Here is a 26,745-nt window from a genome sequence, read left to right as displayed (position 1 = left end):
GAGCACGCGCGATGGACGCCTCCCCCACGATGACCGCGGCGCCCCGGCGCCGCTCCGGCCGGGTCCGTCAGGGCCGGCGCATCGCCGACCGCACGCTGCGGGTTGCCTGCACCGGGGCGACGCTGGTGGGCGCCCTGGTCCTGGGCTCGATCCTGGTGATGCTGATCGTCCAGGGCGTGCGCGGCTTCACGCCGACCCTGTTCACCAACCCGACGCCGGGCCCCGGATCCGAGGGCGGCGGCATCGCCAACGCCATTCTGGGCAGCCTCGTCCTGACCGGGATCGGCATCGTGATCGCGACGCCGGTCGGCGTCATGGCCGGGACCTTCCTGGCCGAGTACGGGCGCGGCTCGAAGCTCGCGGCCCTGATCCGCTTCCTCAACGACATCCTGCTCTCGGCGCCGTCGATCCTGATCGGCCTGTTCGTCTACACCCTGATGGTGCGGCCGATGGGCACCTATTCGGGCTGGGCCGGCGGCGTCGCGCTCGCGATCATCGCCGTTCCGGTGATCGTCCGCACCACCGAGGACATGCTGCGGCTCGTCCCCGGAACCCTGCGGGAGGCCGGCGCGGCGCTCGGGGCGCCGCCCTCGACGGTGATCATCAACGTCACGTGGCGGGCGGCCTCGGCCGGCATCGTCACCGGGATCATCCTGGCCCTGGCGCGCATCGCCGGCGAGACGGCGCCATTGCTGTTCACCGCCCTCAACAACAATTCCTGGTTCTCGGCCAACCTGATGGGTGGCGTCGCGAACCTGCCGGTGATGATCTACCAGTTCGCCCTCTCGCCCTATCCGAACTGGCAGGGCCTCGCCTGGGCCGGCGCGCTTCTGATCACCGCCACCATCCTGGTGCTGTCGATCATTGCCCGCCTTGTGATCAAGCCGCAGACCTCGCGCTGAGACCCTTCGAGGACACGACGATGAACGCCGCCTCCGCGATCCCCACGGTCGAGCTGAACCGCAACCGCGCCGACGAGGGCGGTCCCGTGCGGATCGCCGTGAAGCGCCTGAACTTCTACTACGGCAGCTTCCACGGGTTGAAGGACGTCAACCTCAACTTCCACGACCGGCAGGTCACGGCGCTGATCGGGCCCTCGGGCTGCGGCAAGTCCACCCTGCTGCGCTGCTTCAACCGGATCTACAGCCTCTATCCGGAGCAGCGGGCCGAGGGCGAGATCCTCCTGGACGGGGAGAACATCCTCAGCCCCTCCATCGACCTGAACGAGCTGCGCTCGCGCATCGGCATGGTGTTCCAGAAGCCGACGCCGTTCCCGATGTCGATCTATGACAACGTCGCCTTCGGCCTGCGCCTCTACGAGAAGCTGCCGAAATCCGAACTCGACGGCCGGATCGAGGCCTCCCTGCGCAAGGCCGCCCTCTGGGACGAGGTGAAGGACAAGCTCAAGCAGCAGGGCACGGGCCTGTCGGGCGGCCAGCAGCAGCGCCTGTGCATCGCCCGCACGGTGGCGCAGCGCCCGGAGGTGATCCTGTTCGACGAGCCGACCTCGGCCCTCGACCCGATCTCCACCGGCCGCATCGAGGAGCTGATCGAGCAGTTGCGCGACGAGTTCACCATCGTGATCGTCACCCACAACATGCAGCAGGCGGCGCGCATCTCGCAGTTCACCGCCTTCATGTATCTGGGCCAGCTGATCGAGTTCGGTCCGACCAACCGGATGTTCATGAACCCGACGGAACGCCGCACCCAGGACTACATCACCGGCCGGTTCGGCTAGTCTGCCTGAACGCTCCGGTCTCGGGGAAGGCCGTCCGGTCGCCGCATCCGCGGAGGGCCGGCGGGTCCCCGAGGGCCTCCCCGGAGCGCCGCCCCCGGGACCCATCGAAGGATTCGCCATGCCCGGCCATATCGTCACCTCCTACGACACCGACCTGGAGAACCTGCGTCGCTCGATCTCGGAGATGGGCGGCGTGGCCGAGAAGATGACCGCGGAGGCGACGGACGCCCTCGTGCGCCGGGACGATACGCTCGCCCAGGCGGTGATCGTCGCCGACAAGCGCCTCGACGCCCTGCAGCGGGACATCGAGGAGCGCGCCGTGCTGTTGATCGCCCGGCGTCAGCCCCTGGCGATCGATCTGCGTGAGACGATCTCGGCGATCCGCGTCTCCGGCGACCTCGAGCGGATCGGCGACCTCGCCAAGAACGTCGCCAAACGGGTGGTGGCGATCTCCGATCAGGCGCCGGCCCAGAAGATCGTTCTCGGCGTGCGCCACATGAGCGACCTCGCGGAGGGCCAGCTCAAGGACGTTCTCGACGCCTATGCGAGCCGCGACGTCCAGGCAGCCCACGATGTCTGGGAGCGGGACGGCGAGATCGACGCCCTGTACAATTCGCTGTTCCGCGAGCTCCTGACCTACATGATGGAGGATCCGCGCAACATCTCGTTCTGCACGCATCTTCTGTTCTGCGCCAAGAACGTCGAGCGGATCGGCGACCACACCACCAACATCGCCGAGACGATCCACTATCTCGCCACGGGCGAGGCCCTGGCGGGCGATCGGCCGAAGAACGATGCGTCGAACTACGCGACCGTGGACGGGGTGCCGGCTCCGTAAGCGGGCCGCCCCCGGTCCAGGCGTCGGCCTGCGCGCGCTCCTGTGGGGCGCCGCCGGAGAATCGGAGCGTGCGGGTTGAGGCTGAGCGGCGCCTCCTGCACCCTCCGCCTGCCCGCCGGCTCCAAGGAGAGTCGGCGCGCCTGCAGGCCGTATGGCGCCGCTTCGTGAACGGATCTTCGAACGTGAGCATGCAAGTCCTGATCGTCGAGGACGAGGAGGCGCTGACCACGCTGCTGCGCTACAATCTGGAAGCCGAGGGCTTTCTGGTGGATTCCGCGGCTCGCGGCGACGACGCGGAGCTGCTCCTGGCGGAGCGGATCCCCGATCTCGTCCTGCTCGACTGGATGCTGCCCGGCCTGTCGGGCATCGAGCTGTGCCGGCGGATCCGGGCGCGCCGGGAGACCGAGCGGCTGCCCGTGATCATGCTCACCGCCCGGGGCGAGGAGGGCGACCGGATCCGCGGCCTCGGGACGGGCGCCGACGACTACATCGTCAAGCCGTTCTCCGTCCCGGAACTGCTCGCCCGGATCCGCGCGCTGCTCCGCCGGGCCAAGCCCGCCCATGTCTCGGACCGGCTGGCGGCGGGCGACCTCGAACTCGACCGCACCGGCCATCGCGTCCGCCGCGGCGGCGAGGAGCTGCATCTCGGCCCCACAGAGTTCCGTCTGCTGGAATTCCTGATGCTGGCGCCGGGCCGGGTCTTCTCCCGCGAGCAGCTCCTCGACGGGGTCTGGGGACACGACGTCTACATCGACGAGCGCACGGTCGACGTCCATGTCGGGCGGCTGCGCAAGGCACTGAACGGCCCGCGTCAAGCCGACCCGATCCGTACGGTCCGCGGCTCGGGCTACGCCTTCGACGAGACGTTCTCGCTCGACGCTTGAGACGGGCGCGAAGCGTTCCGGGACAAAGCGTTTCGGGCCGGAGGCCGGTCGGCCGCGCCGCCCGCCCGCGTGCAGCGAAGGGAGCCGGGGACGTTCGAGGCCGGCGGATGCTGCGAGGCCCGGCGGGCCCCCGGGCCTCGCGCAGATTCAGCGGGTCAGCGCCGCGCTCCGGCCGGACGCGACCGGCACGGCGTCGAGCGCCGTCAGAACCGTCCCCTCGGTGAGGATCTGCGGAAGCACCTGAGGCGCTCCGGTTCCGGTATAGAGGAGGTAGAGCGGCACGCCGCTGCGCCCGTGCTTCTCCAGCAGACGGGTGATCTCGGGATTCTGGTTGGTCCAGTCGCCCTTCATGTAGGTCACGCCGCGCTCGGCCATCGCGGCCCGCACGGCCTTGGTGTTGAGGGAGGTCGCCTCGTTCACCGCGCAGGTGATGCACCACGCGGCGGTCATGTCCACGAAGACGGGGCGGTGCGCGTCCACCAGGGCGTCGAGACGCGCTTGAGTGAAGGGCTCGACCCCGTCGGCGGCGGCCTGCGCCGACGGCGCGGCGCGGTCCCGCGGAAGGGTCACGGCGAGGGCCGCCACGGCGACCAGCGCGAGGGCCGCAGCGACCCGCGCGACCCGGCCCGCCCCGGGCGCGGCGGCGCGGCCGTGTTCCCAGGCCCAGGCGGCGAAGCCCACGAGGACGAGGCCGATCAGCGCCGCCAGCAGCCCACGCGGATCGACCTGCTGGGCCAGAACCCAGATCAGCCAGGCCACGGTGGCGTAGACCGGGAAGGCCAGGACCTGTTTGAGGGTCTCCATCCAGGCGCCCGGCCGCGGCAGCGCCCGCAGGGCCGGCGGCCAGAGGGTCAGCACCAGGAAGGGCAGGGCGAGGCCGAGGCCGAGGCTCGCGAAGACGGCGAGCGCGACACCGGCACTCTGCGTCAGCGCGAAGCCCACCGCCGAGCCCATGAACGGCGCCGTGCAGGGGGTCGCCACCAGGGTCGCCAGCACGCCCGTGAAGAACGAGCCGCTCAGGCCGGCACGCCGGGTCAGGCCGTCTCCGAGGCCGGCGAGCCGGCCGCCGACATGGACCACCCCGGACAGGCTCAGGCCCATCGCGAACAGCAGATAGGCGAGGGCTGCGACCATGGCGGGCGATTGCAGCTGGAAGCCCCAGCCGATCGCGGCCCCGCCACCCTTCAGGGCGATCAGCAGGGATGCGAGGCCGAGGAAGCTCGCCAGCACGCCGGCCGTGTAGGCGAGGCCGTGCAGCCGCAGCCGCGCCGGGCCCTCGCCGGCATGCCGCACGAGGCTCAGCACCTTGATGGACAGCACCGGGAAGACGCAGGGCATCAGGTTGAGGATCAGGCCGCCCAGAAAGGCGAAGGCCGCGGCGGTTGCGAGGGTCAGCGCGTCGAACTCGGCGACGGCCGGCGGGGCTCCGGCCGGATTCGGCGCGCTCGACGCGGCCGCGACGGCAGGAAGCACCGGCTCGTCACCATACGCGAAGGCGAGGCGGCGGGTGCCGTCCGTGCCGACCTCGTCGATCGTCAGGACGCCGGGCAGGGCGGCGGGCAAAGGATCGGTCGGGCTGCTGCGCGCGATGGTCAGATGCAGACCGGTCTCGTCGACGGTCATCACCTGCGCGGCGGCGTTGTCGATCGCCGTCTCGGCATAGGGGAAATAGGCGGCGTTCCGGATGGATTCCGGTTTCAGGCCGGTCGCGGCGAAATCGAGCTGCAGCGTGTCGCCCTGGCTCGACAGGCGCAGGGGCCAGAGCGCCGGCGCGGGCAGGGCAGCCCGGGCGCGCGCGAAAAGCGCGGCGTTGGCCGGGTCCGGCTCGGCCTTGCCCACCGGCAGGGTGAGGGCGAGATCGGCCGAACCGGGGACGCACTCGGTCTCGCAGACGAGATAGGTCAGCTTCGCCTGGATCTGAACGGGATTGGCCGGGTCGAGGCTCGGCGGCGGCGTCACGGGCACGAGGAGCGTGACCTCACCCTCGTAGCCGTAATTCATGAGGGTCGCGATCGGGATGCGCTCCGGCGCCGGCCACCGGATCGCGCTGGCGTTGAAGCCGGCCGGCAGGGTCCAGGTCACCTCCGGAGGCAGTCCGGAATCGCCCGGGTTGCGCCAGTAGACGTGCCAGCCGGGCTTGATCTGCATCCGCACCGCCAGCGTGAACGGCTGTGCGCCGGCGACCGCGGCGGGCTCGGCCACGAGGCTCGCCCGCACGAGGTCGGCCGGCGTGCGGAAGCCCTGCGGGACCCCTTGGGCTGCGGCGGCCGAGAGGCTCGCGGCGAAGGCCAGGATCAGAATGGCGAGGCGGCGGATCATGCTGTCCCTTCGCGCGCAGGGCGGGCGCGGTTTCACGCGCGGTGTATCCGGGCCAGCGCGGGCGTTTCGATGGCGGTGGGTCTTACCACGGGCCGCGCCCGGGATCCCACGCCGATCGCTCAGTCCGCGAGCGGCACGGTCGCACGCTCCAGCCAGTCGCGCGTCCCGGCATCGACCCGGGGCGCCAGGGTCTCGCGCACCCGGGCGTGATAGGCATCGATCCAGGCGCGCTCCTCCGGTTCGAGCAGGTCCGGCTGGATCAGCCGCCGATCATAGGGGGCGAGCGTCAGGGTCTCGAAGCCCAACATCGGGCGCTCGCCGCCCGCGATCGTGCGGGGCTCGACCAGCACGAGGTTCTCGATCCGGATTCCGTAGGCGCCGCGGGCGTAATAGCCCGGCTCGTTCGACAGGATCATGCCGGGCTCCAGCGCCACCGTGCCGGTCTTGGCGATCCGCTGCGGTCCCTCGTGCACCGACAGGAAGGCGCCGACGCCGTGGCCGGTGCCGTGATCGAAGTCGAGCCCCGCCTGCCAGAGCGGCGCCCGGGCGAAGGCGTCGATCTGAGCGCCGGTCGTGCCGACAGGAAACACCGCCCGGGCAATCGCGACGTGGCCCTTCAGAACCCGAGTGTAACGGTCGCGCATCTCGGCGCTCGGCGTGCCCACCGCGACCGTGCGGGTGATGTCGGTGGTGCCGTCCGGATACTGCGCACCGGAATCGATCAGGAACAACTCGCCGGTCCGGACCGTCCGGTCGGTGGCGCGGCTCACCCGGTAATGGACGATCGCGCCGTTCGGCCCGGATCCCGAGATCGTCGGGAACGAGACCTCGCGCAGATCGCCGCCCGCCGCGCGGAAATCCTCAAGGGCCTCGACGGCGGCGATCTCGGTGAGGCCTCCGGCCGCGGCCGCACCGTCGAGCCAGGCAAGAAACCGCACGACACTCGCCCCGTCGCGGACATGGGCGGCGCGCGCACCGGCGATCTCGGCGGCGTTCTTGACCGCCTTCATGCCGGTGATCGGATCCTTGCCGACATCGGCGGTGCCGCCGGCAGCCTCGATCTTCTCCTTCAGGGCGACGGCGCCGGTCGCCGCGTCGAGGCGGACACGCACGCCGGCGAGGGATCCCAGCCCGTCGTCCAGTTCCGCCCGGGGCAAGATCTCGGCGATCGGGGCCAGCACCGCGCGCAGTGCCGGATCGACCTCGGGCGAGACCAGGAACAGCCGCGCCAACCCCTCGCGCGGCAGGATGGCGTAGCCGAGGGCCAGGGGCGTGTGACCGACATCGGAGCCGCGCAGGTTGAAGGCCCAGGCGAGATTGTGCGGATCCGAGATGACCAGGGCATCGCAGCCGCCCTCGGCGAGGGCCGCCCGGATCCGGGCGATTTTGTCGGTGCAGGCCTCGCCGCACAGGGCATCCGGATGGAGCACCACCGGCCCGGCGGGGGGCCTCGGGCGGCCCGCCCAGACGGCGTCGACGAGGTTCGGCACGGCCCGCACCGCGCCGCCGGCTCGGGTGGCGGCCCGCTCCAGGCGTGCGAGACCGTCGGGTGTATGCAGCCAGGGATCGTAGCCCAGAACCTGATCCCTCTTGAGGTTGACGCCGATCCAGGCTTCCGGCGTCGACTCGACCAGCGGCACCACCGTGAGGATGCCGGTATCGACCTGTTCGGGCGCCTGCAGGGTGTAGCGGCCGTCGACGACCAGCGCCGCGGATTCCATCAGGATCACGGCCGTCCCCGCAGAGCCGGTGAAGCCGGTGAGCCAAGCCAGCCGTTCGGCATCGGCCGGAACGTATTCGGACTGGTGCTCGTCCGCCCGGGGCACGACGAAACCGTCGATCCCGTGCTCGCGGAGGGCGGCCCGCAAGGCCTCGATCCGCTCGGCGCCCTTCCGGTGGCTCGGGTCGTCGAAGCTCTGGAAGCGCTGACGCGGCTGGGGCGGACGGGGCTCAGTCATGAGGCGAGCCTAGCGCCCGCCGCTCCCACGCCGCAACACCCCGTCCTCAGAGGAGGCGCCCGGGTGCGGTGCCTAAAAGATCGCTAACAATCTTATCACGCCGCCGGATTTGGCCTATTCCTCAGACATGCCACGCCGCGTCTACTACCGGATCAGCGACAGACCCGATGGCCGCTTCGACGCCATCGTGACGATCGAACCCGACACGGTGGTTCGCCGGGACGGATTCGATTCGCTCGCCGAACTCGAGGAATGGGTGGACGGTCTGCGCGTGCTGATGGCGGCGCTCGGCGCTCCCGTGTCGCGGGCAGACGGGGCGGAAACAGCAGCCGAAACCGCCCCCACGTCGGATGGTTCGACGCCGTCGGGCCGGCTTCGCACTGCGCGCTGATCAGCGCTTCGCGACCGGCAGGTCCGGCATGCGCTCGATGGGCGCGCCGTCATAGCCTTCGAACCACGCAACGCGTGCGGGCGAATTCGCCGGATAGGGGCAGGCGTCCTTGGGACGGCCCTGAGCCCGGGCGCGGGCGCCCTCGGCGATGGGGTCCGCGGGCGGATCATGGAGCGACGTCTGGCTCATGGCCAATCAACGCGCCGGCGCGCCGCCGGTTCGGGGCGCCTCAGCGCCGCGGGCGGCGGGCGGCGCCGCCGCGCATCAGGACCAGGGCGACCCAGCCCTCGATCATGCCGCGGCGGACGAGGGAGAAGCCCTGGAGGCGGTAGGCCGAGAGGACGCCGGGCACGTCGCGCGCGATCAGGCCGGACAGGACCAGAACGCCCCCGGAGGCGACCACGCGCGTCAGCGTCGGCGCGAGGAGCCGCAGGGGCCGGGCCAGGATGTTGGCGAAGACGAGATCGAAATGGCGCGGCCGGTCGGCGAGGCGGTGGCGCACCCCCGGCCCCTCGTAGAGCTTGAGATAGGGCCCGAGCCCGTTGGCCCGGGCGTTCTCGCGGGCCGTGCGCACGGCCTCCGCGTCGAGGTCGCCGGCCACAACGGGTTGCCGCAGGGCCTTGGCGGCCGCGAAGGCGAGGATCCCGGTTCCCGTACCGACATCGAGGACATGGGCCGGGCGCCGGCGCTTCAGCTCCGAGACCAGCGCGCGCAGACAGCCCAGAGTGGTCCCATGGTGGCCGGTACCGAAGGCGAGGGCCGCCTCGATCTCGATGGGCAGATCGTTGCCCCGCACGGCGTCGCGGTCATGCGAGCCGTGGACGAGAAAGCGTCCCGCCCGGACCGGCTTCAGCCCCTCGAGCGACGCGCGCACCCAATCCTGCTGCGCGATGGTGCGAAACTCGGCCGCATCCGCCGCATCGCCGATGACGGGCCGGATCAGGTCCCGGACGTAATCCTCGTCGGGCGCGTCGGCGAAATAGGCTTCGAGGCGCCACGTGCGGCCGTCCTCGTCCTCGAAGGCGGCGACGGCCGTGTCCATGGGATCGAACATCTCACCCAGGAGGTCGGTCATCGCCCGGGCCGACCGTTCATCGGTCAGCAGGCGCAGGACGTGAGACGGGCGGTGGGGCGGCAGGCCTTCGAGCATGATGCCGGGCTGTAACGCCGGGGCGCGCCGCAGCCCAGGGGCTGGCGCGAAAAAATACGGTCCCCGCCGGCGCAGGGAGGCCCGGGAGACGCGGCCGACGCGCGGCCGACGCGCGGTCCCGCCCTTTGTTGCCGGACAGACACAAGGGTCAATACTTGTGATCTCAGCGATCTAAATCAGTGTCCAGGGGCATCGCGCGTGCTTAAACAATCTCGGCTTCCCCAAGGCCAGACCCTCGACTCAGGCGCGCCGCACTTCGTGGAGCGGCGCGCCGGTTTTGACAGACGATCGTGCTGCCATGACATCGCCTCTCCTTATCAGCGTCGCCTTCGCGGTTGTGACCACGGCCGCGGCCACGCTGTGGGCGCTGCTGGTTGCGGACGGCATGAGCGGCGCGCCGGAGAGTCAGCCGGTGGAAGGCCGCGACATCCGGACCTGGTGAGCCCCGCCTTTCGATTCGTGTGCGCGACTGCCCAGGAATGCGGCACGATGGTCGCGCGTTAATCACATGATCCACCGGGGCCGTGGAACCAGCCGCTTCGGGCGGCGTTTTTGCCGGCTTTTTACGTGAATCACGATTGAGCAGGGTGCGTACAGCGTGACCAAGTCCCGGCGTTCCGGCCCCCGTGGGCCCGTGGTCGTCACCGGCACGGCCGTGCAGTCCCGACCGCGTGAGCGGATCTTCGGGGGGCCCGCACCGGACGGGCCCCTCCCGGGCCACCTCTTGGTTCTGCTGAGCCGCCTGCACCGCGCCGAGGCCGAGCCCAAGGATCGCCGCGACGCCAATCTGGGGTGATCCGACGAGGGCGTCCTTCCCGGCGTGGCCGCCGGCCTTGGCCGGCGGCCACGGCGTCCCTATGATCCCCGTCGTTCCCCGCCGGATATAGCGGGTCGCGACCGGGGAGACCCCATCCATGCGCCTGACCCGACGGATCCTGGCCACGCTGGCCCTCGCAACGCTGGCGCTCGCCCCCGCGGATCGGGCGGCGCGGGCGGAGGAGCCCGTCGTGGTGTTCGCGGCCGCCAGCCTCAAGAACGCCCTCGACGACGCTTCGGCCGCCTGGACCAGGGCGACGGGCAAGACCGCGCGGGTCTCCTATGCGGGCTCGAACGCCCTCGCCAAGCAGATCGAGGCGGGGGCGCCTGCGGACCTGTTCATCTCGGCCGACCTCGCCTGGATGGACTACGTGGACCGGGCCGGGCTCCTGAAGACCGGATCGCGGATCGATTTCCTGCGCAATGCCCTGGTGCTGATCGCGCCGGGTCCGAAGAACGGCGCCGCGGACCCGCAGATCGCCCTGGCGCCGGACCTCGGCACCACGCTGACGCGGATTCTCGGCGGCGGCCGGCTGGCCATGGCGACGATCGACGCCGTCCCGGCCGGCAAGTACGGGAAGGCGGCCCTGGAGAAGCTCGGCGCCTGGGACGCCGTGAAGGGGCAGGTGGCGCAGGCGGAGAACGTGCGCGCCGCCCTGCTGCTCGTCGCGCGGGGCGAGGCGCCCCTCGGCATCGTCTATGCCACCGACGCCGCCGCGGACCCGAGCGTCCACGTGCTGGCGACCTTCCCGGCCGACAGCCACCCGCCGATCATCTATCCGGCGGCCGTGACAAAGGTTTCGCGCAACCCGGATGCCGGAGCCCTGCTCGGCTACCTGCGCGGCCCGGAGGCCCGGGGCTTCTTCGAGCGCCAGGGCTTCACGGTGGTTGCGCAGCCCGGCGCCAGCCAGTAGCGGCGCGCCGGCCCCGTGTTCGGTCTGACCCCGGAGGAGTGGACCGCCGTCGGCCTGAGCCTTCGGGTGGCGACGGTGGCGACGCTTGCGAGCCTCGTGCCCGGCCTCGCCGTGGCGTGGCTGCTGGCGCGGCGCCGCTTTCCCGGCCGCGCCCTGCTCGACGGGCTGGTCCACCTGCCGCTGATCCTCCCCCCGGTGGTCACCGGCTACCTGCTGCTGCTGGCCTTCGGCCGGCGCGGTCTGCTCGGCGCGCCCCTCGCCGAGATCGGCGTGGTGCTCTCCTTTCGCTGGACCGGAGCGGCGCTCGCCTGCGCGGTGATGGGGTTCCCGCTCATGGTGCGGGCGATGCGGCTGTCGATCGAGGCGGTCGACCGGCGGCTGGAGCAGGCGGCCGGGACGCTGGGGGCGAATCCCTTCGCGGTGTTCCTGACCATCACGCTGCCGCTCAGCCTGCCCGGCTGCCTCGCCGGGGCCGTGCTGGCCTTCGCCAAGGCGATGGGCGAGTTCGGCGCGACCATCACGTTCGTGTCGAACATCCCCGGCGAGACCCAGACGCTGCCGTCGGCGATCTACACGCTGACGCAGGTGCCCGGCGGGGAGGGGCCTGCCCTGCGCCTCACCCTGATCTCGATCGCGCTGTCGGTCTCGGCCCTTCTGATCTCGGAAGTCCTCGCCACGCGGGCCGGTCGACGGCTGGGGGCGGGCTGAATGGCCGCCGCCTCTAAGGGGGAGACCCGCTCAGGCATAGGCGTAGGGGCCGCCCTGCTGCAGCGCCCTCTGATAGGCCGGGCGGGTATGGATGCGTGCGAGCCAATCCGTGACCTGCGGGCCCGTTCCCGTGCCGCGCGCCGCGAAAGCCTCCAGCGGGAAGCTCATCAGGATGTCGGCCGCGGAGAAATCGGTGCCGCAGAAATACGGCCGGTCCGCGAGCTCCGACTCCCAGAAGGCCGCATGCCGGCGCAGATCCGGATCGACGAAGCCCCGCAGCACCGTGTCGGCGATCCGGCGCACGAAGGGTCGCAGCAGCCAAGGGCTGCTCGGCGCCAGCCGACCGAAAACCAGTTTCAGCAGCAGCGGCGGCATCGCCGACCCTTCGGCGTAATGCGACCAGTAGACGTAGCGCCGCCGCGCCTCCGTCCCTGGTTCGGGCACGAGCCTCGCGCCGGCCAGCTCCGTGAGATAGGCGACGATGGCGCCGGTCTCGGCGACCACCGTCTCGCCGTCGGTGATCACCGGCGCCTTGCCGAGCGGGTGCACGGCCACGAGCTCGGGGGGCGCGCGCAGGGTCCGGGGATCGCGGGCATAACGCGTCACGCGATAGGGCAGGCCGAGTTCCTCCAGCAGCCAGAGCACGCGCTGCGACCGGCTGTTCTCAAGGTGATGGACCGTAATCATCGCGGGCGAGTCCGGGCCGGCGCCGGAACGCGCCGCGGCCCCTGTTACCCGAGTCCCGCCGCGTGAGCATCCAGGTCGACGTCCAGATCCGGCGCGGCGCCTTCGCGCTCGAGGCCGCCTTCGAGGCCGGGCCGGGGCTCACCGCCCTGTTCGGGCGATCGGGCTCGGGGAAGACCACGTTGATCGACCTGATCGCCGGCCTCGCCCGCCCGGATCGGGGCCGGATCACGGTCGGGGGGGCCCCATGGGTCGATACCGCGGCGGGACTGATCCTGCCGCCGCATCGGCGACAGGTCGGCGTGGTGTTCCAGGATGCGCGGCTGTTCCCGCATCTCAGCGTCCGGACCAACCTCGGCTACGGCCGCGTCTTCGCCCGGCACCGTGCCGACCCGGTGGCCTTCGCGGCGGTGACGGGCATGCTCGGGATCGACCATCTCCTCGACCGGCGGCCTGCCGGGCTCTCGGGGGGTGAGCGCCAGCGGGTGGCGATCGGCCGGGCCCTCCTGGCCAGACCGCGCCTCCTGCTGATGGACGAGCCCCTCGCGGCCCTGGACGAGGCCCGCAAGGCCGAGATCCTCCCCTACATCGAGCGCCTGCGCGACGAGGCCGGCATCCCGATCATCTATGTCAGCCACGCGGTGTCCGAGGTGGCACGGCTCGCCACCACGGTGATCGTGCTGGAATCCGGGCGCGTGGCCGCCGCCGGCCCCGCGGAAACGATCCTGCGCCGGGCCGATCTCGTCCCGATCCACGAGGCCGAAGCCGGCGCGCTGCTCGACATGGTCGTCGAGGCCGTCGATGACGCCACCGGGCTCACGCGTCTGACGGGCGCCGCCGGGCGCCTGCTGGTGCCGGGGCTGTCGCGCCCGCCCGGAACGCGGCTGCGCGTCCGGATTCCCGCCCGCGACGTGCTCGTCGCCACAGAGCGCCCTCGCGGGCTCAGCGCCCGCAACGTGCTGGCGGGCCGGATCTACGGGCTCGCCCCGGCGGGAGCCGAGACGGCGGTGGAGATCGATTGCAACGGCGCGCGCCTCGTAGCGCGCGTCACCGCCGCTGCCGTCCGCGAACTCGGGCTGGTGCCGGGGCGCGACGTTCATGCCATTATCAAGAGCGCGGCCTTCGATCCTGCCGGCATCGGTCTGCTGCGGCCGCCGACGGCCATCTGAGGCCGCCCCGGCGCGACGGCGTCGGCGCCGCATGCGATGGCGCAGCGCGGTCCCTCCTGCCTGCGCCGCACCGGAGCGGCTTTTTTCGCTCAAAGGTTGTATAATCGACGATTAAAACAACCATTGGTTAGAAGATCGGCGCCACCATAGGTCGTGCAGTCATCGGGCTGCGCGACCCGTGGAGGGCGATGCGATGGACTTGCGGCGCTTGCGCCGGCGTGGCGCGCCGAAGGGGTGGACCTGCCGGCGGGGCAGCTCCGCGGTGGAGTTCGCCCTCGTGGCGCCCATGCTGCTCCTGCTGTTCGCCGGGATCGCGGTGTTCGGGATCTGTCTCGGCGCGGCCCACAACCTCCGCCAGATCGCCGCGGAGGCGGCACGCGCCTCCGTGGCGGGCGTCACCGATTCCGAGCGCGCCAGCCTCGCCCAGAAAATGGTGAACCAGAGCCTGAACGCCGGCGCGATGTTCCGGCCGGGCAGCATCGTCGTGCAGGTCGGGCCGGATCCCAGCGACGCCACGGTGTACACGGTCACCGTCACCCTCGACGCCACGACGCTGGGCATCAACGTCTTTTCCCGTCTGCTGCCGATGCTGCCGAGCGTGCTGCGCAGCACCGTCAGCGTTCGAAAGGGCGGCCTGTGACCGCGCCGCGCGCAGGCCGGGCACGGCGCTTCCGGGCGGCCCGGGGCGGCAACGTCGCGATCCTGGTCGCCCTCGGCAGCGCGATGCTGATGGGAGCGGGCGCGGTCGGGATCGACCTCGGCATGGTCTTCCAGGCGCGGCGCAAGGCACAGGGGGCGGTGGACATCGCCGCCATGCTGGCGGCCGTCGATCCGGCCCAGGCGGACACGGCGGCGCGGCGCTCCCTCGGCGACAACGGCTACGCCACGGCGACCGCCACGGTCAGCCCGGGCAGCTACGACGCCAGCGCGCCGGGAACCGCGCCCGGCAGCCGGTTCAAGGCCGGCGGCAGCCCGGCCAACGCCGTGCGGGTCGGTCTCTCGACTTCGGTCCCTGTGACCTTCGGCCGGGCGATCGGCCTTCCGGCCGCGGTGCCGCTGCGGGTCACGGGCACCGCGGCGAGCGCGCAGTTCGCCGCCTTCACGATCGGATCCGGCACCCTGCAACTCCAGGGCGGCATCGCCAACGCCCTGCTCGGCGCGCTTCTGGGCGCCAAGCTGTCGCTCAGCGTCAGCGACTACGACGCCCTGGCGAGCGCCCGCGTGGACGGCCTGCGGGTGCTCGACGCGCTCGGGGCGAGCCTCAACATGCAGGCGGCGAACTACACCGACATCGTCCAGGCGCAGGCCAGCGTCGGGCAGATGTTGATGGCGCTCCGGGTCGCCGCGCAGGACAATGGCAGCGTCGTCTCGGCCCTCTCGGGAATCCTCAACGCCCTGCCGAATGCCGGCAACCTCATCGCGATCGGCCAGGTGGACGGGCTGGGCGATGCCGCGGCGCTGGCGCCGCCCCGGGGCTTCGCCGGCCCCTCCCTCAACGTGCTAAACCTTCTGGGTGCCGCGGCCGCGCTGGCGAACGGCCAGAACCAGGTGGCGGTCGATCTCGGGGCGACCATTCCGGGCCTGCTCGCGACCCGCCTGACCCTGGCGATCGGCGAGCGCAAGCGCAGCTCGGGCTGGGTCCGCCCGGGCAGCCCGAACGCCACCGTGCAGACCGCGCAGACCCGGCTGCTGATCGAGGCCACGGTCACGGCGCCCCTCGGACTCGGGAGCCTCACCCTGCCGGTCTACGCCGAGGTGGCGCCCGCCCAGGCGACCCTGCGGTCGCTCACCTGCGCGGGGCCCAGCGGACGTCAGGTCACCCTCGACGCGCAGACCGGGCTGGCGACCCTCGCGATCGCCGGCGTGCCGCGCACGGCGATCAACGGCGGCAGCACAGGTCCGGACCTCTCGCAACCGGCCCCCCTGATCGCCCTGCCGCTGATCACCGTCTCCGGCCGCGCGCTGGTGACACTGGGTACGGGCGCCCAGACCCTGACCTTCTCGGAGGCGGACATCGCCAACCACACCGTGCGCTCGGTCGCGTCGGGCAACCTGACTCAGTCGCTGACCGGCAGCCTGCTGCGCAACCTCACGCTGAACATCAACGGGATCGGCGTGGCTCCGCTGCTCCAGTCGGCCCTGACGACGACCCTGGGCGCCGTGGCGCCCGCGATCGACCTCGTGCTCGACAACGTGCTGCGCAGCCTCGGACTGCGCCTCGGCTACGCCGATCTCGATGTCGACGGCACCCTCTGCAGCCAGGCCGTTCTGGTGCAGTGAGCCGGGCCGGCCCGGTTCAGTGGCCGCGACCGCGCGCACCGGTCGTGGAAGCCTTGGCGATGTGCCGGCCCAGGTGCAGCAGCAGCATGTCGACGAGGAGCTGAAGCTCGGTATCCGCCACCCCTTCCAGGGCTTCGCGGCATTCGAGGGCCCGATCCACCGCCTGCGTGAGCGCATCTGCGGGCTCCGCCGCCGCAGCCGCGGGCGGCGACGCATCGGTCACGTCGATGATGATGCCGTGTCCGAGGCGCCGGCTCGACGCGCCCGCCGGAATGCGACCGCGATCGAGGATCCGGCGGACCTGGCCGGAGGGCGACAGCGTCCGGTACTCGGCCACGAACAGGCCGCCGCGCGCGCGCACCGCCTTGAACTGCCGCACCACGGCCGGCCGGTCCTCGGGATGAACGCAGGCCTTGGCGACCGAGAGCGGGAGCGGACGTCCGGCGAGCCCGGAATCCCCGGCCAGAACGTCGGCGGCGCCGGCATCGAGGATGCACCGCTCGTCCCGCGGCGACCAGGACCACGCGCCGATGATCCCGGACGCGTTCAGCGCGGCCGCGAGATCGACGGGCCGAGGACGGGGATCTTGGATCGCGTCGGCAATCATGGGCGATCTCCGATTCCGGCGTGCCGCATGCACGCATTCGCCGGAGACATACAACCTTTGATAGAATTAATGAGCAGTTAACTCAACCCATAGCGAGGCATCTATCCCGGTACGCGACTGAGCCTCCATCACGATTCTCTTTTTCCGGCAGCGGGTCCACTTCGTTGCGCTCGCCTAACGACCCGCCCAAGTTGCAATCCCGGCAGCACGTCACCCGAGTTGCGTGAGCAGCGTGAACGCGCCGAAAATCAGAACCGCTCCCACCGAGGCGGCGAGCAGGATCAGCGCCGCGCGGGATTCCCGTATCTCCGGTGACATGGCGCCCTCCCATCACGGCCCGTGTTGGTTCGCGGGCTGGTTGCGTCGAGAATCGCACCGATCGGTCGGTCTGTCGACGGTCGCCTGCGCCCAGACCCATCATCGCCCGCCATCCGGACAGCTCCGGACGGCGGGGACCGCCGGGCGTCAGGCGGCGGTGCGCCGCTCCACCATCCGGGCGAGGAAGGCGCTGCCGATCGGGATGATCGAGTCGTCGAAGTTGTAGCCGGCATTGTGCAGGCCGGGACCCGGATTGGCGCCGAGCCAGACATAGGCGCCGGGCACCGCCATGGTCATGTCGGCGAAGTCCTCGCTGCCCATCTTCGGCACGACGTTCGCCTCGACCTTGTCGGCGCCCAGCAGCTCGGTGGCGACCTCCGTGGCGGCGGCCGCCTGCTCGGGGGCGTTCTCCAACACGGAGAACACGTCCTGCAGGTCGACCGTGACCTCGGCGCCGTAGGCCGCGCCGAAGCCCGCCGCCAGCTCGCGCATGCGGGCGCCGGCGAGGGCCCGGATCTCCTTGTCGAAGGTGCGGATCGTGCCGGCGAGATGGGCCGTCTCCGGGATGACGTTGTAGGCGGAGCCCGCCTCGATCCGGGTGATCGACAGCACGATGGATTTCAGCGGATCGGCGTTGCGCGACACGATCGACTGCAAGGCCTGGGCGAGGCCGGTGGCGATGATGATCGGGTCGACGCCCCGGTGCGGCTGGGCCGCGTGGATGCCCTTGCCGCGGATGTGGATGTCGAAGAAGTCCGCCGCCGCCATGATCGGCCCCGGCCGCAGCTTGATCATGCCGTGGCCGCCGCCCGGCTGGTTGTGCAGGCCGTAGATCTCGTCGCAGGGGAAGCGCTCGAACAGCCCGTCCTTCAGCATGGCCCGGGCGCCGCCGCGGCCCTCCTCGGCCGGTTGGAACACGAACACCGCGGTGCCGTCGAAGTCGCGGGTCTCGGCGAGGTAGCGCGCCGCGCCCAGCAGCATCGTGGTGTGGCCGTCATGGCCGCAGGCGTGCATCTTGCCGGCATAGGTCGAGCGATAGGGGAGGTTGGTCTCCTCCTCGATGGGCAGGGCGTCCATGTCGGCGCGCAGGCCGATCCGGCGGCCGTTGTCGGTGCGGCCCTTGAGCAGTCCCACCACGCCGGTGCCGCCAACGCCGCGATGCACCTCGCAGCCGAAGGTCTCGAGGAGGTCGGCGACGATGCCGGCGGTGCGCACCTCCTCGAAGCCGAGCTCCGGATGGGCGTGCAGGTCGCGGCGCAGGGCCGTCAGCTCGTCGGCATAGGTCTGGATACGGTCGATCGGGCTCATGTCTTACGGACTCTCGGGGGCTGACGTCTTGGAGGGCGAGGTTTCGGAAAGCGCAGCGCCGTCGCAGGCACCGCCCTCGTCCGTGCGCCGGAACGGCGTCAACGTGTCGAGGACGTCCACCGCCTCGGCGACATGGGCGCGCTCCCGCTGCAAGTAATCGGCCACCGCGCGGCGCAGGGCCGGGTCGGCGATGTCGTGGGCCGAATGCATCAGGACCGGCCGGTAGCCGCGGGCGAGCTTGTGCTCGCCCTGGGCGCCCGCCTCGACCCGCTTCAGGCCTCGGGCAATCGCGAAGTCGATCGCCTGATAGTAGCAGATCTCGAAATGCAGGAAGGGGTGGTCCTCGATGCAGCCCCAGTTGCGCCCGTAGAGCGCCGTGTCGCCGATGAGGTTGATGGCCCCGGCGATGTAGGTGCCCGCGCGCTTGGCCATCACGAGGAGCACCCGGTCGGCCATGCGCTCGGACAGGAGCGAGAAGAAGCGGCGGTTGAGGTAGGGCCGTCCCCATTTCCGGGAGCCCGTGTCCATGTAGAAGGCGTAGAACGCGTCCCAATGGGCCTCGGTGATGTCCGCGCCGGTGAGGTGCTCCACGGTGATCCCGGGCGCGAGGGCGTCGCGGCGCTCCTTGCGGATGGTCTTGCGCTTGCGCGAGGCGAGGGCGGCCAGGAAATCGTCGAAGGTGGCGTAGCCGTCGTTCTGCCAGTGGAACTGCTGGTCGGTGCGCTGCAGGAAGCCGGCGGCGCCGGCCCGCTCCCACTCGGCCTCGCGCATGAAGGTGACGTGGATCGAGGAGGCCTTGGTCTCGCTCCGCAGCGCCCGCAGGCCCGCGACGAGGCCGGCGGTGGCCTCGTCGGGATCGGCGCCCGGCGCGATCAGGAAGCGGGGGCCGGTCACCGGCGTGAACGGCACGCTGACTTGCAGCTTCGGGTAGTAGGCGCCGCCGGCCCGCTCATAGGCGTCGGCCCAGCCGTGATCGAACACGTACTCGCCCTGGCTGTGGGATTTCAGGTAGCAGGGCGCCACGCCGAGGCGCTCGCCGTCGCGCTCGACCGAGATGTGGAGCGGCAGCCAGCCGGTCCTGCGGGAGACGCAGCCCGAATCCTCCAGCGCCGACAGGAAGGCGTGCGACAGGAAGGGATTGTGGGTCTCGTCGCCCGCCGCCAGCGTCTCGGCCGAGAAGGCGCAGGCATCCCAATCCGCGGCGCCGATCTCCTTCAATCCGGGAAGCGCCCGCACGGTGAGTGCGGCGGTCTCCGGCGTCGGCCCGGGTGCTTGCTTCATGGGCCGGAATCTAGCCTGTGCCCCGCAGGGAGCAAGCGGGCGGATGCGCACGGCAGCCATGGCTGCCTTGTCAGATGGCCGCCGCCGTCACCCGCTGCGCGCGCCGGACCCGCCGTCGCGCGCTTCCTCGACGGCTTGATCGACGGCGTGCGCGACGGCGCGGAAACGGGCCTGAGCCCCGAACGGGACGCCGCCGTCGCGGCCCGCGCTCACTCCCCGAGCCGGCCCACGCAGGACACGTCCTCCGGCTTGCAGTCGAGATATCCCTTCAGGATCTTGGTCCGCGCGTCGGTCAGGCCCTTCAGGCAGCCGTTGTACTCCATCGCGTAGGCCGAGCCCCCGTCGAAACCCATGGTCTCAAGGAAGCAGGTCGCGTCCCGGTACGACAGCCAGGCCTTCTGGGCGCCCCGCAGGGCGTCCTTCGTCTTCGGACCGACCTTCTTCATCAACTGCCCATAGACGGCGTTCAACGCCGTATCGGCGGTCCGGTAATCGGCACCCGCGCAGGCGTTGAGATCCGCCTGGGTCGTGCCCTCGCACGGGTCGGCCGCAGCGGCGGGCACCGAGGAGAGCAGGGTCGCGGCGAGGGCGAGCCCGCCGCAGAGCCGCACGAACCGTGCGCGCGATTCACTCGAAACGGTCATGGCGGTCTTCGTCGTGACGAATCGGACGGGTCTTAGGAAAATTTACGGGACGAATCCCTCGAACACCATCTGGTCCGCGTGTGCGGCGGCCCGGGCGCGCTGCTCCTCGGTCCGGACCGTCCAGGTCATCACCGGGACCCGTCCGAGCAGCCGGCAGAGATAGGTCGGCGCGCAGGGCAGGTCGTCCACCCGCCAGGACAGGAAGTCGGGCCGGGTCTCGGCGAAGTGCAGCAGGTCGGAGAGCGACCGGCGGAGCGAGGGCGTCAGCGCCGCGTAGGCGGGATCGTCCTGCGTGGTCTCCGCCACGATGCCTCGCGGGATCGTGGCAGGGCAGAGATCGCGCAGGGCCGCGACCACCTGCGGGTCGAAGGATTTCAGCGCCACCGGCCCGGCATAGGCCGCGGCGACCTCCGCGGTGCGGGTCGCGAGCCGCAGGTCGCCGTCGTAGCGGGACTTCACCTCGATCACCACCGGCACGACCCCGGCCACCGCCGCCAGGAAGGCCGGCAGCGTCGGGATCGTCTCCGCGGACCCGGCGACTTTGAGCGTCCCGAGTTCGGCGGCCGACCGTTCGGCCACCGCCTCGCGCGCCGTCGTGAGGCGGCCGAGGGCGGCGTCGTGGAACACCATCGCCTCGCCGTCGGCACTCAACTGGACGTCGCACTCGATGGCGAAGCCGCCCGCGACCGCCGCCCGGGCCGCCGCCAGCGTGTTCTCCGGCCGGCCCGCCGCCCGGTCGTGAAGGCCGCGATGGGCGATCGGCCGCGCGGTGAGCCAATCGGGGGCGCCCACCGTCAGCGGACCTCGAACATCGCCTCGACCTCGACGGCGGCGTCGAGGGGCAGCTCCGCAACGCCGACGGTGGAGCGGGCATGGCGCCCGCGGTCGCCGAGCAGCTCGACCATCAGGTCGGAGGCGCCGTTCATCACCCCGGCCACCGCCGAGAAGCCCGGCGCCGCGTTGATGAAGCCGCCGAGCCGCACGCATTGCACCACCGCGTGGTCGAGGTCGCCGACCGCGGCCTCGAGCTGGGCGAGGACGTTGAGGGCGCACAGGCGGGCGGCCGCCTTGCCGGCCTCCGCCGAGACCCCGCCGCCGACCTTGCCCTTGTGCTCGGCCGCGATGGCGCCGTCCGCGCCGAAGCAGACCTGGCCGGAGATCACCACGAGGTTGCGGGTGCGCACGAACGGCACGTAGTTGGCGACGGGCGCGGCCGCCTTGGGCAGGGTCAGGCCCAGCGCCTCCAGGCGTTCCTTGATCGAGCTCATCGGGTTCTCCCTGGTTCCTGCGAATCCGCGGGAGCAGGAGCACGGCCGCGCCCCGCGGCGCAAGGGCCGCGCGCCGCGAAGGCTCGGATCGCGGCCTCGATGACCGGCCGCGGCGGCGGCCGTCCAGCCTCCGTTTCGCGGGCTCGCGATTCGCCGACGGCGCACGGCAAAGCCGCGGATTCGTCCCAGAGATCAGCTCTGTCCGTGCTCCGTGCAGGCCTGCCCGGCGGGCCCACCTGACATTGAAACGTTGACAGGAGCCGGCTCTTTCATAGTAATCGCGCGCGTGCCGCCCAGGACTGAGGCGGCACTTTCATTTGGAGCCGGCTCAACGCTGGCTCCCGGATCCTGCATGAAACGGAGATGGGACCCGTGACGTCAGCCCTTCTGCCGACCTACGTCCGCGCGCCGCTCGCCTTCGAGCGCGGCGAGGGCGCCTGGCTCGTGACGGAGGGCGGCGAGCGATACCTCGATTTCGGCGCCGGCATCGCGGTGAACGGCCTCGGCCACGCCCATCCGCACCTCGTCGGCGCGCTCACCGAGCAGGCGGGCAAGATCTGGCACACCTCGAACCTGTTCCAGATCCCCGGCGGCGAACGCCTCGGGCAGCGGCTCGTCGATGCGACCTTCGCGGACGTGGTGTTCTTCTGCAACTCGGGCGCGGAAGCCAACGAGGCGGCGATCAAGATCGCCCGCAAGTACCACGCGGCCGACGGCCATCCGGAGCGGTACCGGATCGTCACCTTCGCGGGCGCCTTCCACGGGCGGACCCTGGCGACTCTCGCGGCCGGCGGCCAGCAGAAGTACATCGAGGGGTTCGGGCCGAAGGTCGAGGGGTTCGATCAGGTCCCGGCCGGCGACTGGGCGGCGCTGGAGGCGGTGATCGGGCCGGAGACGGCGGCACTGATGATCGAGCCGATCCAGGGCGAGGGCGGCGTGCGGGTGATTCCCCACGCGGACCTGCGCCGGCTGCGCGAGATCTGCGACGCGAAGGGCCTGCTTCTGATCATGGACGAGGTCCAGACCGGCGTCGGCCGCACCGGCCGGCTGTTCGCCCATGAATGGTCCGGCATCACGCCGGACATCATGAGCGCGGCCAAGGGCATCGGCGGCGGCTTTCCCCTCGGCGCCTGCCTCGCCACCCGCGAGGCGGCCCGCGGCATGACCGCCGGCACGCACGGCACCACCTTCGGCGGCAACCCCCTCGCCATGGCGGTGGGCAACGCCGTGCTGGACGTCGTGCTGAAGGAGGGCTTCCTCGATCGCGTCGCCCGCTCCGGCCTGCTGCTCAAGCAGAAGCTCGCGGCGTTGCGCGATCGCCATCCGCACGTCATCGAGGAGATCCGCGGCGAGGGGCTGATGCTCGGCCTCAAGCTCGGCGTGCCGAACACGGATTTCGCCGCCGCCGCGCGGGACGCGCACCTGCTGGTGATCCCGGCGGGCGACAACATCGTCCGCCTGCTGCCGCCGCTGACCATCGGCGAGACCGAGATCGACGAGGCGGTCCGGCGCCTGGACGCGGCGGCGTCCAGCTTCGAGGCCGTGCGCGGCGCGGCCGAGTAGGACCGATCCGAGAGTTTCAGAACACCGCCCTCCGGATGCCGGGGGGCGGCCCGAAGCATTTCCGGGCGCGGTCGATCCCGCCGCGCCTGACGGAGATGCCCCTGCCAGGAGGTAGAGTGCGGTTCATGATCAGGTGATCGTTGAGCAGACTCTAGTTATTGTGACGCGATGAAAGCCCAGATTGACGGCCGGGCACAGGCCCCGGCCAGGCACCTGAACGGTGCCGGCCCTCGTCATTTCCTCGATCTGAAGGACTTTTCCGGAGCAGAGCTGCGCCGGGTCCTCGATGCCAGCGCCGCCATCAAGGGGCGCCGTCGGAAGGGCGAACTGGCCGCGGAGCGCCCCCTCACGGGCAAGACCCTGGCGATGGTGTTCGACCGGCCCTCGACCCGCACCCGCGTGTCCTTCGACGTGGCGATGCGCGAGCTCGGCGGCGAGACCTTGATGCTCACCGGCTCGGAGATGCAGCTCGGGCGCGGCGAGACCATCGGCGACACCGCGCAGGTGCTGTCCCGCTTCGTCGACGCGATCATGATCCGCATCCTCGACCACGGTCAGATGCTGGAACTGGCCGAGTACGCCACCGTCCCGGTGATCAACGCCCTGACCAAGGTCTCGCATCCCTGTCAGATCATGGCCGACGTGCTGACCTTCGAGGAGCATTGCGGACCGATCAAGGGCCGCAAAGTGGCTTGGTCCGGCGATGCCAACAATGTGCTGGCGAGCTGGGTCCATGCGGCCGCGCGGTTCGACTTCACGCTCAACATCGCGAGCCCGCCCGAGCTGGCCCCGCCCCCCGCGCTCCTCGCCTGGGCGCAGCAGGAGGGCGCCGACATCCACGTCACCACCGACGCCTTCGCGGCGGTGGAGGGCGTCGATGCCGTGGTCACCGATTGCTGGGTGTCGATGGGCGACGACGACGAGGCTCACCGGCACAACCTGCTCAGCCCCTATCAAGTCAACGCCAAGCTGATGGCGGCGGCGAATCCGGACGCGATCTTCATGCACTGTCTCCCGGCCCATCGCGGCGAGGAGGTGACGGCCGACGTGATGGACGGCCCGCGCTCGGTGGTGTTCGACGAGGCCGAGAATCGCCTGCACGCGCAGAAGGGCATCCTGGCGTGGTGCCTGGGCGCGAACGGGCTCTGATCCGGTCGATGTCACCGGCCTCGCGCTGGCGGGGTCGGTGCACCATATGGGCGTGAGCGGTCGGCCGATGCCGTCCGCCTCCCCATCATGGCTGCCGTCAGGCGGCATCCCGGCGACGGACGGCGCGCGCAGCGCGGCGGCTCCGACTCCGGGCCGGTCGGGGTGAGGGATCCGATCGCTCCGCCAAGGTCATCGCCTCACGCCGCCCGGTCCGCCGGGAGGACGGATCCACGCCTCGCCGGCACGACACGCCGGACGCATCGATCGGAGAGGGCATGACCTCAGGAACCCAGTCGCATTCCCCGTCTCATTCCCCGTCGCAGCCCGAGAATGCCGGCAACGGCCAGGCAGGGGCGGACGATGCCGTGCTGCCCTTCGCCGTCGAGGCGCTGGACGTGCGCGGACGCGTCGTGCGGCTCGGTCCCGCCGTGGATACGATCCTGCGCCGCCACGGCTATCCGGACCCGGTGGCACGCCTCCTCGGCGAGGCGGCGGCGCTGACGGTGCTGCTCGGCTCCTCCCTCAAGTTCGAGGGCCGGTTCCAGCTCCAGACCAAGACCGACGGTCCGGTCGCGATGATCGTGGTCGATTTCGAGGCTCCGGACCGGCTGCGCGCCACCGCGCGGTTCGACCCGGCGCGCGTGGCCGCCCTCGGCACCGGCCCGCTCGCGGATTCCGACCTGATCGGCACCGGCCATCTGGCCATGACCATCGACCAGGGCACGGCCGCCAGCCGCTACCAGGGCGTCGTGGCCCTCGAGGGCCAGAGCCTGGAGGAGGCCGCGTATCAGTACTTCCGGCAGTCGGAACAGATCCCCACGCAGGTGCGCCTCGCCGTGGCCGAGGCCGTGGAGGAGGGGGCCGGACGCTGGCGGGCCGGCGGGCTGCTCGTGCAGTTCCTGCCGCAGTCGGTGGACCGGGCGCGCCTCGCCGATCTGCCGCCGGGCGACATCCCGGAGGGGCACAGGCATCTCTCGGGCGAGGCACCGGAGGACGATGCCTGGGTCGAGGCCCGCTCGCTGGTCGCCACGATCGAGGACCACGAACTCGTCGATCCGCATGTCTCCAGCGAGCGGCTGCTCTACAGGCTGTTTCACCAGCGCGGGGTGCGGGTGTTCGACCGCCAGCCGGTCCGGGAGACCTGCCGCTGCTCGCGCGAGCGCGTGATGGGCATGATCCGCTCGTTCTCCCCGCAGGAGCGCCACGACATGGTGGCGGATGACGGACGCATCGTCATCACCTGCGAGTTCTGCTCCCGGCGCTACGATCTCGATCCCCAGGAGGTCGAGGCGGAGGTTGCCGGACAGCCGACCCAGTAGAGCGCCGATCGGCGCAAGCACGGATCCGCAGACCCGTGCTTATGGCCAAGCTTTTCCGCGCGAAACGCACGAAGTTCGGTATTCGTTGCGTGAATTTTTGGATCCTCCAGTCTGAACCGTTTCGCGACCTTCGACGTTGCGTGGCAGATTCAACATTGGAGGTTTCGCCATGCGGAAGATGTCGATTGGTTTGGCTGCGCTGCTGATCAGCACCTCGGCCTATGCCCAGCAGGGTGGCGCCGAGATGGGCGGACGTGGCGGTCAGGGAGCTGCCGAGTCCAGCATGAAGGCCGGCGGCGGCGAGCGCGGCGGGATGCAGGGTGGCGCTCAAGGTGGCGCGCAGGGCGACATGAAGGCCGGCCGGCAGGCGGGCTCCGAGCGCGGGGCCGCCGAGACGGGCCGGTCCGCACAGGGCCGTGAGGCCGGCGGCGAGGGTCGCATGGCCCAGGACAAGGATCGGGCCGGTGCCGAGCGTGGCGGTCGGGATGGCGACCGCGCCGAGCGGAATGAGCGCGGCGATCGCACCGGCGACCGCGCCGAGCGCGGCGACCGGCACGGTGATCGACATGGCGATCGTCATGGTGAGCGGCGTGGCGACCGTGCTGATTTCCGCGGTCGGACGGATGTGAGCCGTACCGATGTCCGGTCCGAGCGCTTCGAAGGCGGCTTCCGCCGTGAGGGGCGCTACGTGTTCATCGGTGGCCGCCGCGTCGTGTACGGCTCCCCCGAGTATCGGCGCCTGATCGTCACCGAGAACCGTGGCCCGCGCGTCCGCTATGTCGTCATTCGCGGCCAGCGCGTCCTCTACGGTTCGCCCGAGTACCGTCGTCTCGTCAGCATCCGCGAGACCGGACCCCGCGCGCGATACGTCGTCGTCCGCGGCCAGCGCGTCCTCTACGGTTCGCCCGAGTACCGTCGCCTCGTCTCGGTCCAGGAGGATCGCTTCGTGACAATCCGCGGTCAGCGGGTGCGCTACGGCTCCGCGGAATATCGCCGTCTCAGCGGCGGCGGCGCGGTCAGCGCGAGCTTCCGCTCCGAGCAGCGGGCCGGCGCGCGCTTCGACAACCGCGGCGGCCGGGACGGCATCCGCGACGTCTCGCGGACCGAGGGTCGCAACGACAACCGGACGGACCGCAACGACCGCGGCCAGGATCGCGGCATGGATCGGGCCGCCGGTCGGGACGGCAAGATGGACGGCAAGACGGGCGGCAAGACGGACGGCATGCGCAACAGCGACATGCGCGGCGGCCAGCAGGACGGCATCCGCAACGCGTCGGATCGCGGCGGCCAGGCGGGCGGTATGAAGTCCGGCGCCGAAGGCGGCCGGATGGGCGGCGCCGAGCGTGGCGGCATGAACGGCGGCAAGGCCGGCATGGACGGCGCGCAGGGTGCGGGCCGGTCGGGCGGTCAGGCGGGTGCCGGCCGCAACTGACGGCGAC

General features: G+C 71.3%; 27 protein-coding genes. 16 read left to right on the top strand and 11 right to left on the bottom strand.

Annotated features, from left to right (window positions below):
- Positions 1-11: 11 nt before the first annotated feature.
- The 4 genes from pstA (at position 12) to phoB (ending at position 3,460) form a co-directional block, all read left to right on the top strand.
- A complete protein-coding gene (pstA, locus tag ABIC70_RS23005; RefSeq protein WP_075380270.1) occupies positions 12-902 on the top strand; it encodes a phosphate ABC transporter permease PstA in 891 nt (296 codons plus the stop codon).
- A gap of 20 nt (positions 903-922) precedes the next feature.
- On the top strand, positions 923-1,738 hold the full coding sequence (pstB, locus tag ABIC70_RS23000) for a phosphate ABC transporter ATP-binding protein PstB (protein ID WP_043345526.1): 816 nt from the start codon (positions 923-925) through the stop codon (positions 1,736-1,738).
- Between the two features lie 118 nt (positions 1,739-1,856).
- Positions 1,857-2,576, top strand: coding sequence for a phosphate signaling complex protein PhoU (gene phoU / locus ABIC70_RS22995; protein ID WP_043345524.1), 720 nt, complete (start codon positions 1,857-1,859; stop codon positions 2,574-2,576).
- Between the two features lie 188 nt (positions 2,577-2,764).
- Entirely contained in the window at positions 2,765-3,460 is a 696-nt protein-coding gene (gene phoB, locus ABIC70_RS22990; protein ID WP_043345521.1) for a phosphate regulon transcriptional regulator PhoB, read from the top strand.
- Positions 3,461-3,607: 147 nt separating this feature from the next.
- On the opposite strand, the gene ABIC70_RS22985 is transcribed toward phoB, so the two are convergent.
- Both ABIC70_RS22985 and ABIC70_RS22980 read right to left on the bottom strand, forming a co-directional pair.
- Entirely contained in the window at positions 3,608-5,779 is a 2,172-nt protein-coding gene (locus ABIC70_RS22985; RefSeq protein WP_354441286.1) for a protein-disulfide reductase DsbD family protein, read from the bottom strand.
- 119 nt (positions 5,780-5,898) lie between these two features.
- Positions 5,899-7,737 (bottom strand): aminopeptidase P family protein, encoded by a 1,839-nt coding sequence (locus ABIC70_RS22980; protein ID WP_354441284.1) that lies wholly within the window; start codon positions 7,735-7,737, stop codon positions 5,899-5,901.
- A 127-nt stretch (positions 7,738-7,864) separates the two neighbouring features.
- Here ABIC70_RS22980 and ABIC70_RS22975 point away from each other — a divergent pair, with 127 nt between their 5' ends.
- Positions 7,865-8,128 carry a hypothetical protein gene (locus ABIC70_RS22975; protein ID WP_043345518.1) on the top strand — a complete coding sequence of 88 codons (264 nt, stop codon included), beginning with the start codon at positions 7,865-7,867 and terminating at the stop codon, positions 8,126-8,128.
- Here the strand turns inward: ABIC70_RS22975 and ABIC70_RS22970 are convergent, their stop codons facing one another.
- Together ABIC70_RS22970 and ABIC70_RS22965 are read right to left on the bottom strand one after the other, a co-directional pair.
- Entirely contained in the window at positions 8,129-8,317 is a 189-nt protein-coding gene (locus ABIC70_RS22970) for a ribosome modulation factor (protein ID WP_043384211.1), read from the bottom strand.
- A gap of 40 nt (positions 8,318-8,357) precedes the next feature.
- Complete coding sequence (locus ABIC70_RS22965; RefSeq protein ID WP_354441282.1) at positions 8,358-9,278, bottom strand: 50S ribosomal protein L11 methyltransferase; 921 nt, start codon at positions 9,276-9,278, stop codon at positions 8,358-8,360.
- 298 nt (positions 9,279-9,576) lie between these two features.
- Here ABIC70_RS22965 and ABIC70_RS22960 point away from each other — a divergent pair, with 298 nt between their 5' ends.
- From ABIC70_RS22960 to modB, 4 genes are all read left to right on the top strand, one after another.
- Positions 9,577-9,720, top strand: a complete 144-nt coding sequence (locus tag ABIC70_RS22960; RefSeq protein ID WP_167380412.1) for a hypothetical protein — start codon at positions 9,577-9,579, stop codon at positions 9,718-9,720.
- Between the two features lie 156 nt (positions 9,721-9,876).
- Positions 9,877-10,074: a hypothetical protein gene (locus ABIC70_RS22955; RefSeq protein WP_043345513.1), complete on the top strand. Its 198-nt coding sequence runs from the start codon at positions 9,877-9,879 to the stop codon at positions 10,072-10,074.
- A 118-nt stretch (positions 10,075-10,192) separates the two neighbouring features.
- Entirely contained in the window at positions 10,193-11,008 is an 816-nt protein-coding gene (gene modA / locus ABIC70_RS22950) for a molybdate ABC transporter substrate-binding protein (RefSeq protein ID WP_354441279.1), read from the top strand.
- Positions 11,009-11,023: 15 nt separating this feature from the next.
- On the top strand, positions 11,024-11,716 hold the full coding sequence (gene modB, locus ABIC70_RS22945) for a molybdate ABC transporter permease subunit (RefSeq protein WP_043345507.1): 693 nt from the start codon (positions 11,024-11,026) through the stop codon (positions 11,714-11,716).
- A 30-nt stretch (positions 11,717-11,746) separates the two neighbouring features.
- Here modB and ABIC70_RS22940 read toward each other — a convergent pair whose 3' ends face one another.
- A complete protein-coding gene (locus ABIC70_RS22940) occupies positions 11,747-12,403 on the bottom strand; it encodes a glutathione S-transferase (protein WP_354441277.1) in 657 nt (218 codons plus the stop codon).
- Between the two features lie 62 nt (positions 12,404-12,465).
- Between ABIC70_RS22940 and modC the strand changes: the two genes are divergently transcribed.
- The 3 genes from modC to ABIC70_RS22925 all read left to right on the top strand — a co-directional run bounded on the left by modC (position 12,466) and on the right by ABIC70_RS22925 (position 15,849).
- Positions 12,466-13,569, top strand: a complete 1,104-nt coding sequence (gene modC, locus ABIC70_RS22935) for a molybdenum ABC transporter ATP-binding protein (RefSeq protein ID WP_354441275.1) — start codon at positions 12,466-12,468, stop codon at positions 13,567-13,569.
- Positions 13,570-13,831: 262 nt separating this feature from the next.
- Positions 13,832-14,209 (top strand): TadE/TadG family type IV pilus assembly protein, encoded by a 378-nt coding sequence (locus tag ABIC70_RS22930; RefSeq protein WP_236961402.1) that lies wholly within the window; start codon positions 13,832-13,834, stop codon positions 14,207-14,209.
- Positions 14,206-15,849, top strand: a complete 1,644-nt coding sequence (locus ABIC70_RS22925) for a TadG family pilus assembly protein (protein ID WP_053608377.1) — start codon at positions 14,206-14,208, stop codon at positions 15,847-15,849. The genes ABIC70_RS22930 and ABIC70_RS22925 overlap by 4 nt, the downstream gene beginning before the upstream one ends.
- 16 nt (positions 15,850-15,865) lie before the next feature.
- On the opposite strand, the gene ABIC70_RS22920 is transcribed toward ABIC70_RS22925, so the two are convergent.
- From ABIC70_RS22920 to ABIC70_RS22895, 6 genes are all read right to left on the bottom strand, one after another.
- Complete coding sequence (locus ABIC70_RS22920) at positions 15,866-16,456, bottom strand: PAS domain-containing protein (RefSeq protein WP_354441272.1); 591 nt, start codon at positions 16,454-16,456, stop codon at positions 15,866-15,868.
- 465 nt (positions 16,457-16,921) lie between these two features.
- The gene (locus ABIC70_RS22915; RefSeq protein WP_043384193.1) at positions 16,922-18,082 is read right to left on the bottom strand and encodes a M20 aminoacylase family protein; all 1,161 of its coding nucleotides are present in this window, start codon (positions 18,080-18,082) and stop codon (positions 16,922-16,924) included.
- 3 nt (positions 18,083-18,085) lie between these two features.
- Entirely contained in the window at positions 18,086-19,363 is a 1,278-nt protein-coding gene (locus ABIC70_RS22910) for a GNAT family N-acetyltransferase (RefSeq protein WP_053608375.1), read from the bottom strand.
- A 209-nt stretch (positions 19,364-19,572) separates the two neighbouring features.
- A complete protein-coding gene (locus tag ABIC70_RS22905; RefSeq protein ID WP_053608374.1) occupies positions 19,573-20,007 on the bottom strand; it encodes a lysozyme inhibitor LprI family protein in 435 nt (144 codons plus the stop codon).
- A gap of 42 nt (positions 20,008-20,049) precedes the next feature.
- Positions 20,050-20,799, bottom strand: coding sequence for a glycerophosphodiester phosphodiesterase family protein (locus ABIC70_RS22900; RefSeq protein WP_053608373.1), 750 nt, complete (start codon positions 20,797-20,799; stop codon positions 20,050-20,052).
- A 2-nt stretch (positions 20,800-20,801) separates the two neighbouring features.
- Complete coding sequence (locus ABIC70_RS22895; protein WP_053608372.1) at positions 20,802-21,275, bottom strand: RidA family protein; 474 nt, start codon at positions 21,273-21,275, stop codon at positions 20,802-20,804.
- A 372-nt stretch (positions 21,276-21,647) separates the two neighbouring features.
- On the opposite strand from ABIC70_RS22895, the gene ABIC70_RS22890 reads away from it, so the two are divergent.
- From ABIC70_RS22890 to ABIC70_RS22875, 4 genes are all read left to right on the top strand, one after another.
- Complete coding sequence (locus tag ABIC70_RS22890) at positions 21,648-22,838, top strand: aspartate aminotransferase family protein (protein WP_354441269.1); 1,191 nt, start codon at positions 21,648-21,650, stop codon at positions 22,836-22,838.
- A 168-nt stretch (positions 22,839-23,006) separates the two neighbouring features.
- Entirely contained in the window at positions 23,007-23,987 is a 981-nt protein-coding gene (argF, locus tag ABIC70_RS22885; protein WP_051045020.1) for an ornithine carbamoyltransferase, read from the top strand.
- A 275-nt stretch (positions 23,988-24,262) separates the two neighbouring features.
- Complete coding sequence (locus tag ABIC70_RS22880; protein WP_043355216.1) at positions 24,263-25,306, top strand: Hsp33 family molecular chaperone; 1,044 nt, start codon at positions 24,263-24,265, stop codon at positions 25,304-25,306.
- Between the two features lie 169 nt (positions 25,307-25,475).
- Positions 25,476-26,738 (top strand): hypothetical protein, encoded by a 1,263-nt coding sequence (locus tag ABIC70_RS22875; RefSeq protein ID WP_287089443.1) that lies wholly within the window; start codon positions 25,476-25,478, stop codon positions 26,736-26,738.
- The last annotated feature ends 7 nt before the right edge of the window (positions 26,739-26,745 follow it).

The organism is Methylobacterium sp. 1973 (genome assembly GCF_040545035.1).
In the GTDB taxonomy this organism is placed as follows: domain Bacteria; phylum Pseudomonadota; class Alphaproteobacteria; order Rhizobiales; family Beijerinckiaceae; genus Methylobacterium; species Methylobacterium fujisawaense.
Note: the sequence above shows the minus strand (reverse complement) of the source record. Positions and strands in the feature narration are given on the sequence as shown.

Coding starts and splice junctions, on each gene's coding strand:
- pstA (WP_075380270.1), top strand. CDS start 12: ATGGACGCCTCCCCCACGATGACCGCGGCGCCCCGGCGCCGCTCCGGC.
- pstB (WP_043345526.1), top strand. CDS start 923: ATGAACGCCGCCTCCGCGATCCCCACGGTCGAGCTGAACCGCAACCGC.
- phoU (WP_043345524.1), top strand. CDS start 1,857: ATGCCCGGCCATATCGTCACCTCCTACGACACCGACCTGGAGAACCTG.
- phoB (WP_043345521.1), top strand. CDS start 2,765: ATGCAAGTCCTGATCGTCGAGGACGAGGAGGCGCTGACCACGCTGCTG.
- ABIC70_RS22985 (WP_354441286.1), bottom strand. CDS start 5,779: ATGATCCGCCGCCTCGCCATTCTGATCCTGGCCTTCGCCGCGAGCCTC.
- ABIC70_RS22980 (WP_354441284.1), bottom strand. CDS start 7,737: ATGACTGAGCCCCGTCCGCCCCAGCCGCGTCAGCGCTTCCAGAGCTTC.
- ABIC70_RS22975 (WP_043345518.1), top strand. CDS start 7,865: ATGCCACGCCGCGTCTACTACCGGATCAGCGACAGACCCGATGGCCGC.
- ABIC70_RS22970 (WP_043384211.1), bottom strand. CDS start 8,317: ATGAGCCAGACGTCGCTCCATGATCCGCCCGCGGACCCCATCGCCGAG.
- ABIC70_RS22965 (WP_354441282.1), bottom strand. CDS start 9,278: ATGCTCGAAGGCCTGCCGCCCCACCGCCCGTCTCACGTCCTGCGCCTG.
- ABIC70_RS22960 (WP_167380412.1), top strand. CDS start 9,577: ATGACATCGCCTCTCCTTATCAGCGTCGCCTTCGCGGTTGTGACCACG.
- modA (WP_354441279.1), top strand. CDS start 10,193: ATGCGCCTGACCCGACGGATCCTGGCCACGCTGGCCCTCGCAACGCTG.
- ABIC70_RS22940 (WP_354441277.1), bottom strand. CDS start 12,403: ATGATTACGGTCCATCACCTTGAGAACAGCCGGTCGCAGCGCGTGCTC.
- ABIC70_RS22920 (WP_354441272.1), bottom strand. CDS start 16,456: ATGATTGCCGACGCGATCCAAGATCCCCGTCCTCGGCCCGTCGATCTC.
- ABIC70_RS22915 (WP_043384193.1), bottom strand. CDS start 18,082: ATGAGCCCGATCGACCGTATCCAGACCTATGCCGACGAGCTGACGGCC.
- ABIC70_RS22910 (WP_053608375.1), bottom strand. CDS start 19,363: ATGAAGCAAGCACCCGGGCCGACGCCGGAGACCGCCGCACTCACCGTG.
- ABIC70_RS22905 (WP_053608374.1), bottom strand. CDS start 20,007: ATGACCGTTTCGAGTGAATCGCGCGCACGGTTCGTGCGGCTCTGCGGC.
- ABIC70_RS22895 (WP_053608372.1), bottom strand. CDS start 21,275: ATGAGCTCGATCAAGGAACGCCTGGAGGCGCTGGGCCTGACCCTGCCC.
- argF (WP_051045020.1), top strand. CDS start 23,007: ATGAAAGCCCAGATTGACGGCCGGGCACAGGCCCCGGCCAGGCACCTG.
- ABIC70_RS22880 (WP_043355216.1), top strand. CDS start 24,263: ATGACCTCAGGAACCCAGTCGCATTCCCCGTCTCATTCCCCGTCGCAG.
- ABIC70_RS22875 (WP_287089443.1), top strand. CDS start 25,476: ATGCGGAAGATGTCGATTGGTTTGGCTGCGCTGCTGATCAGCACCTCG.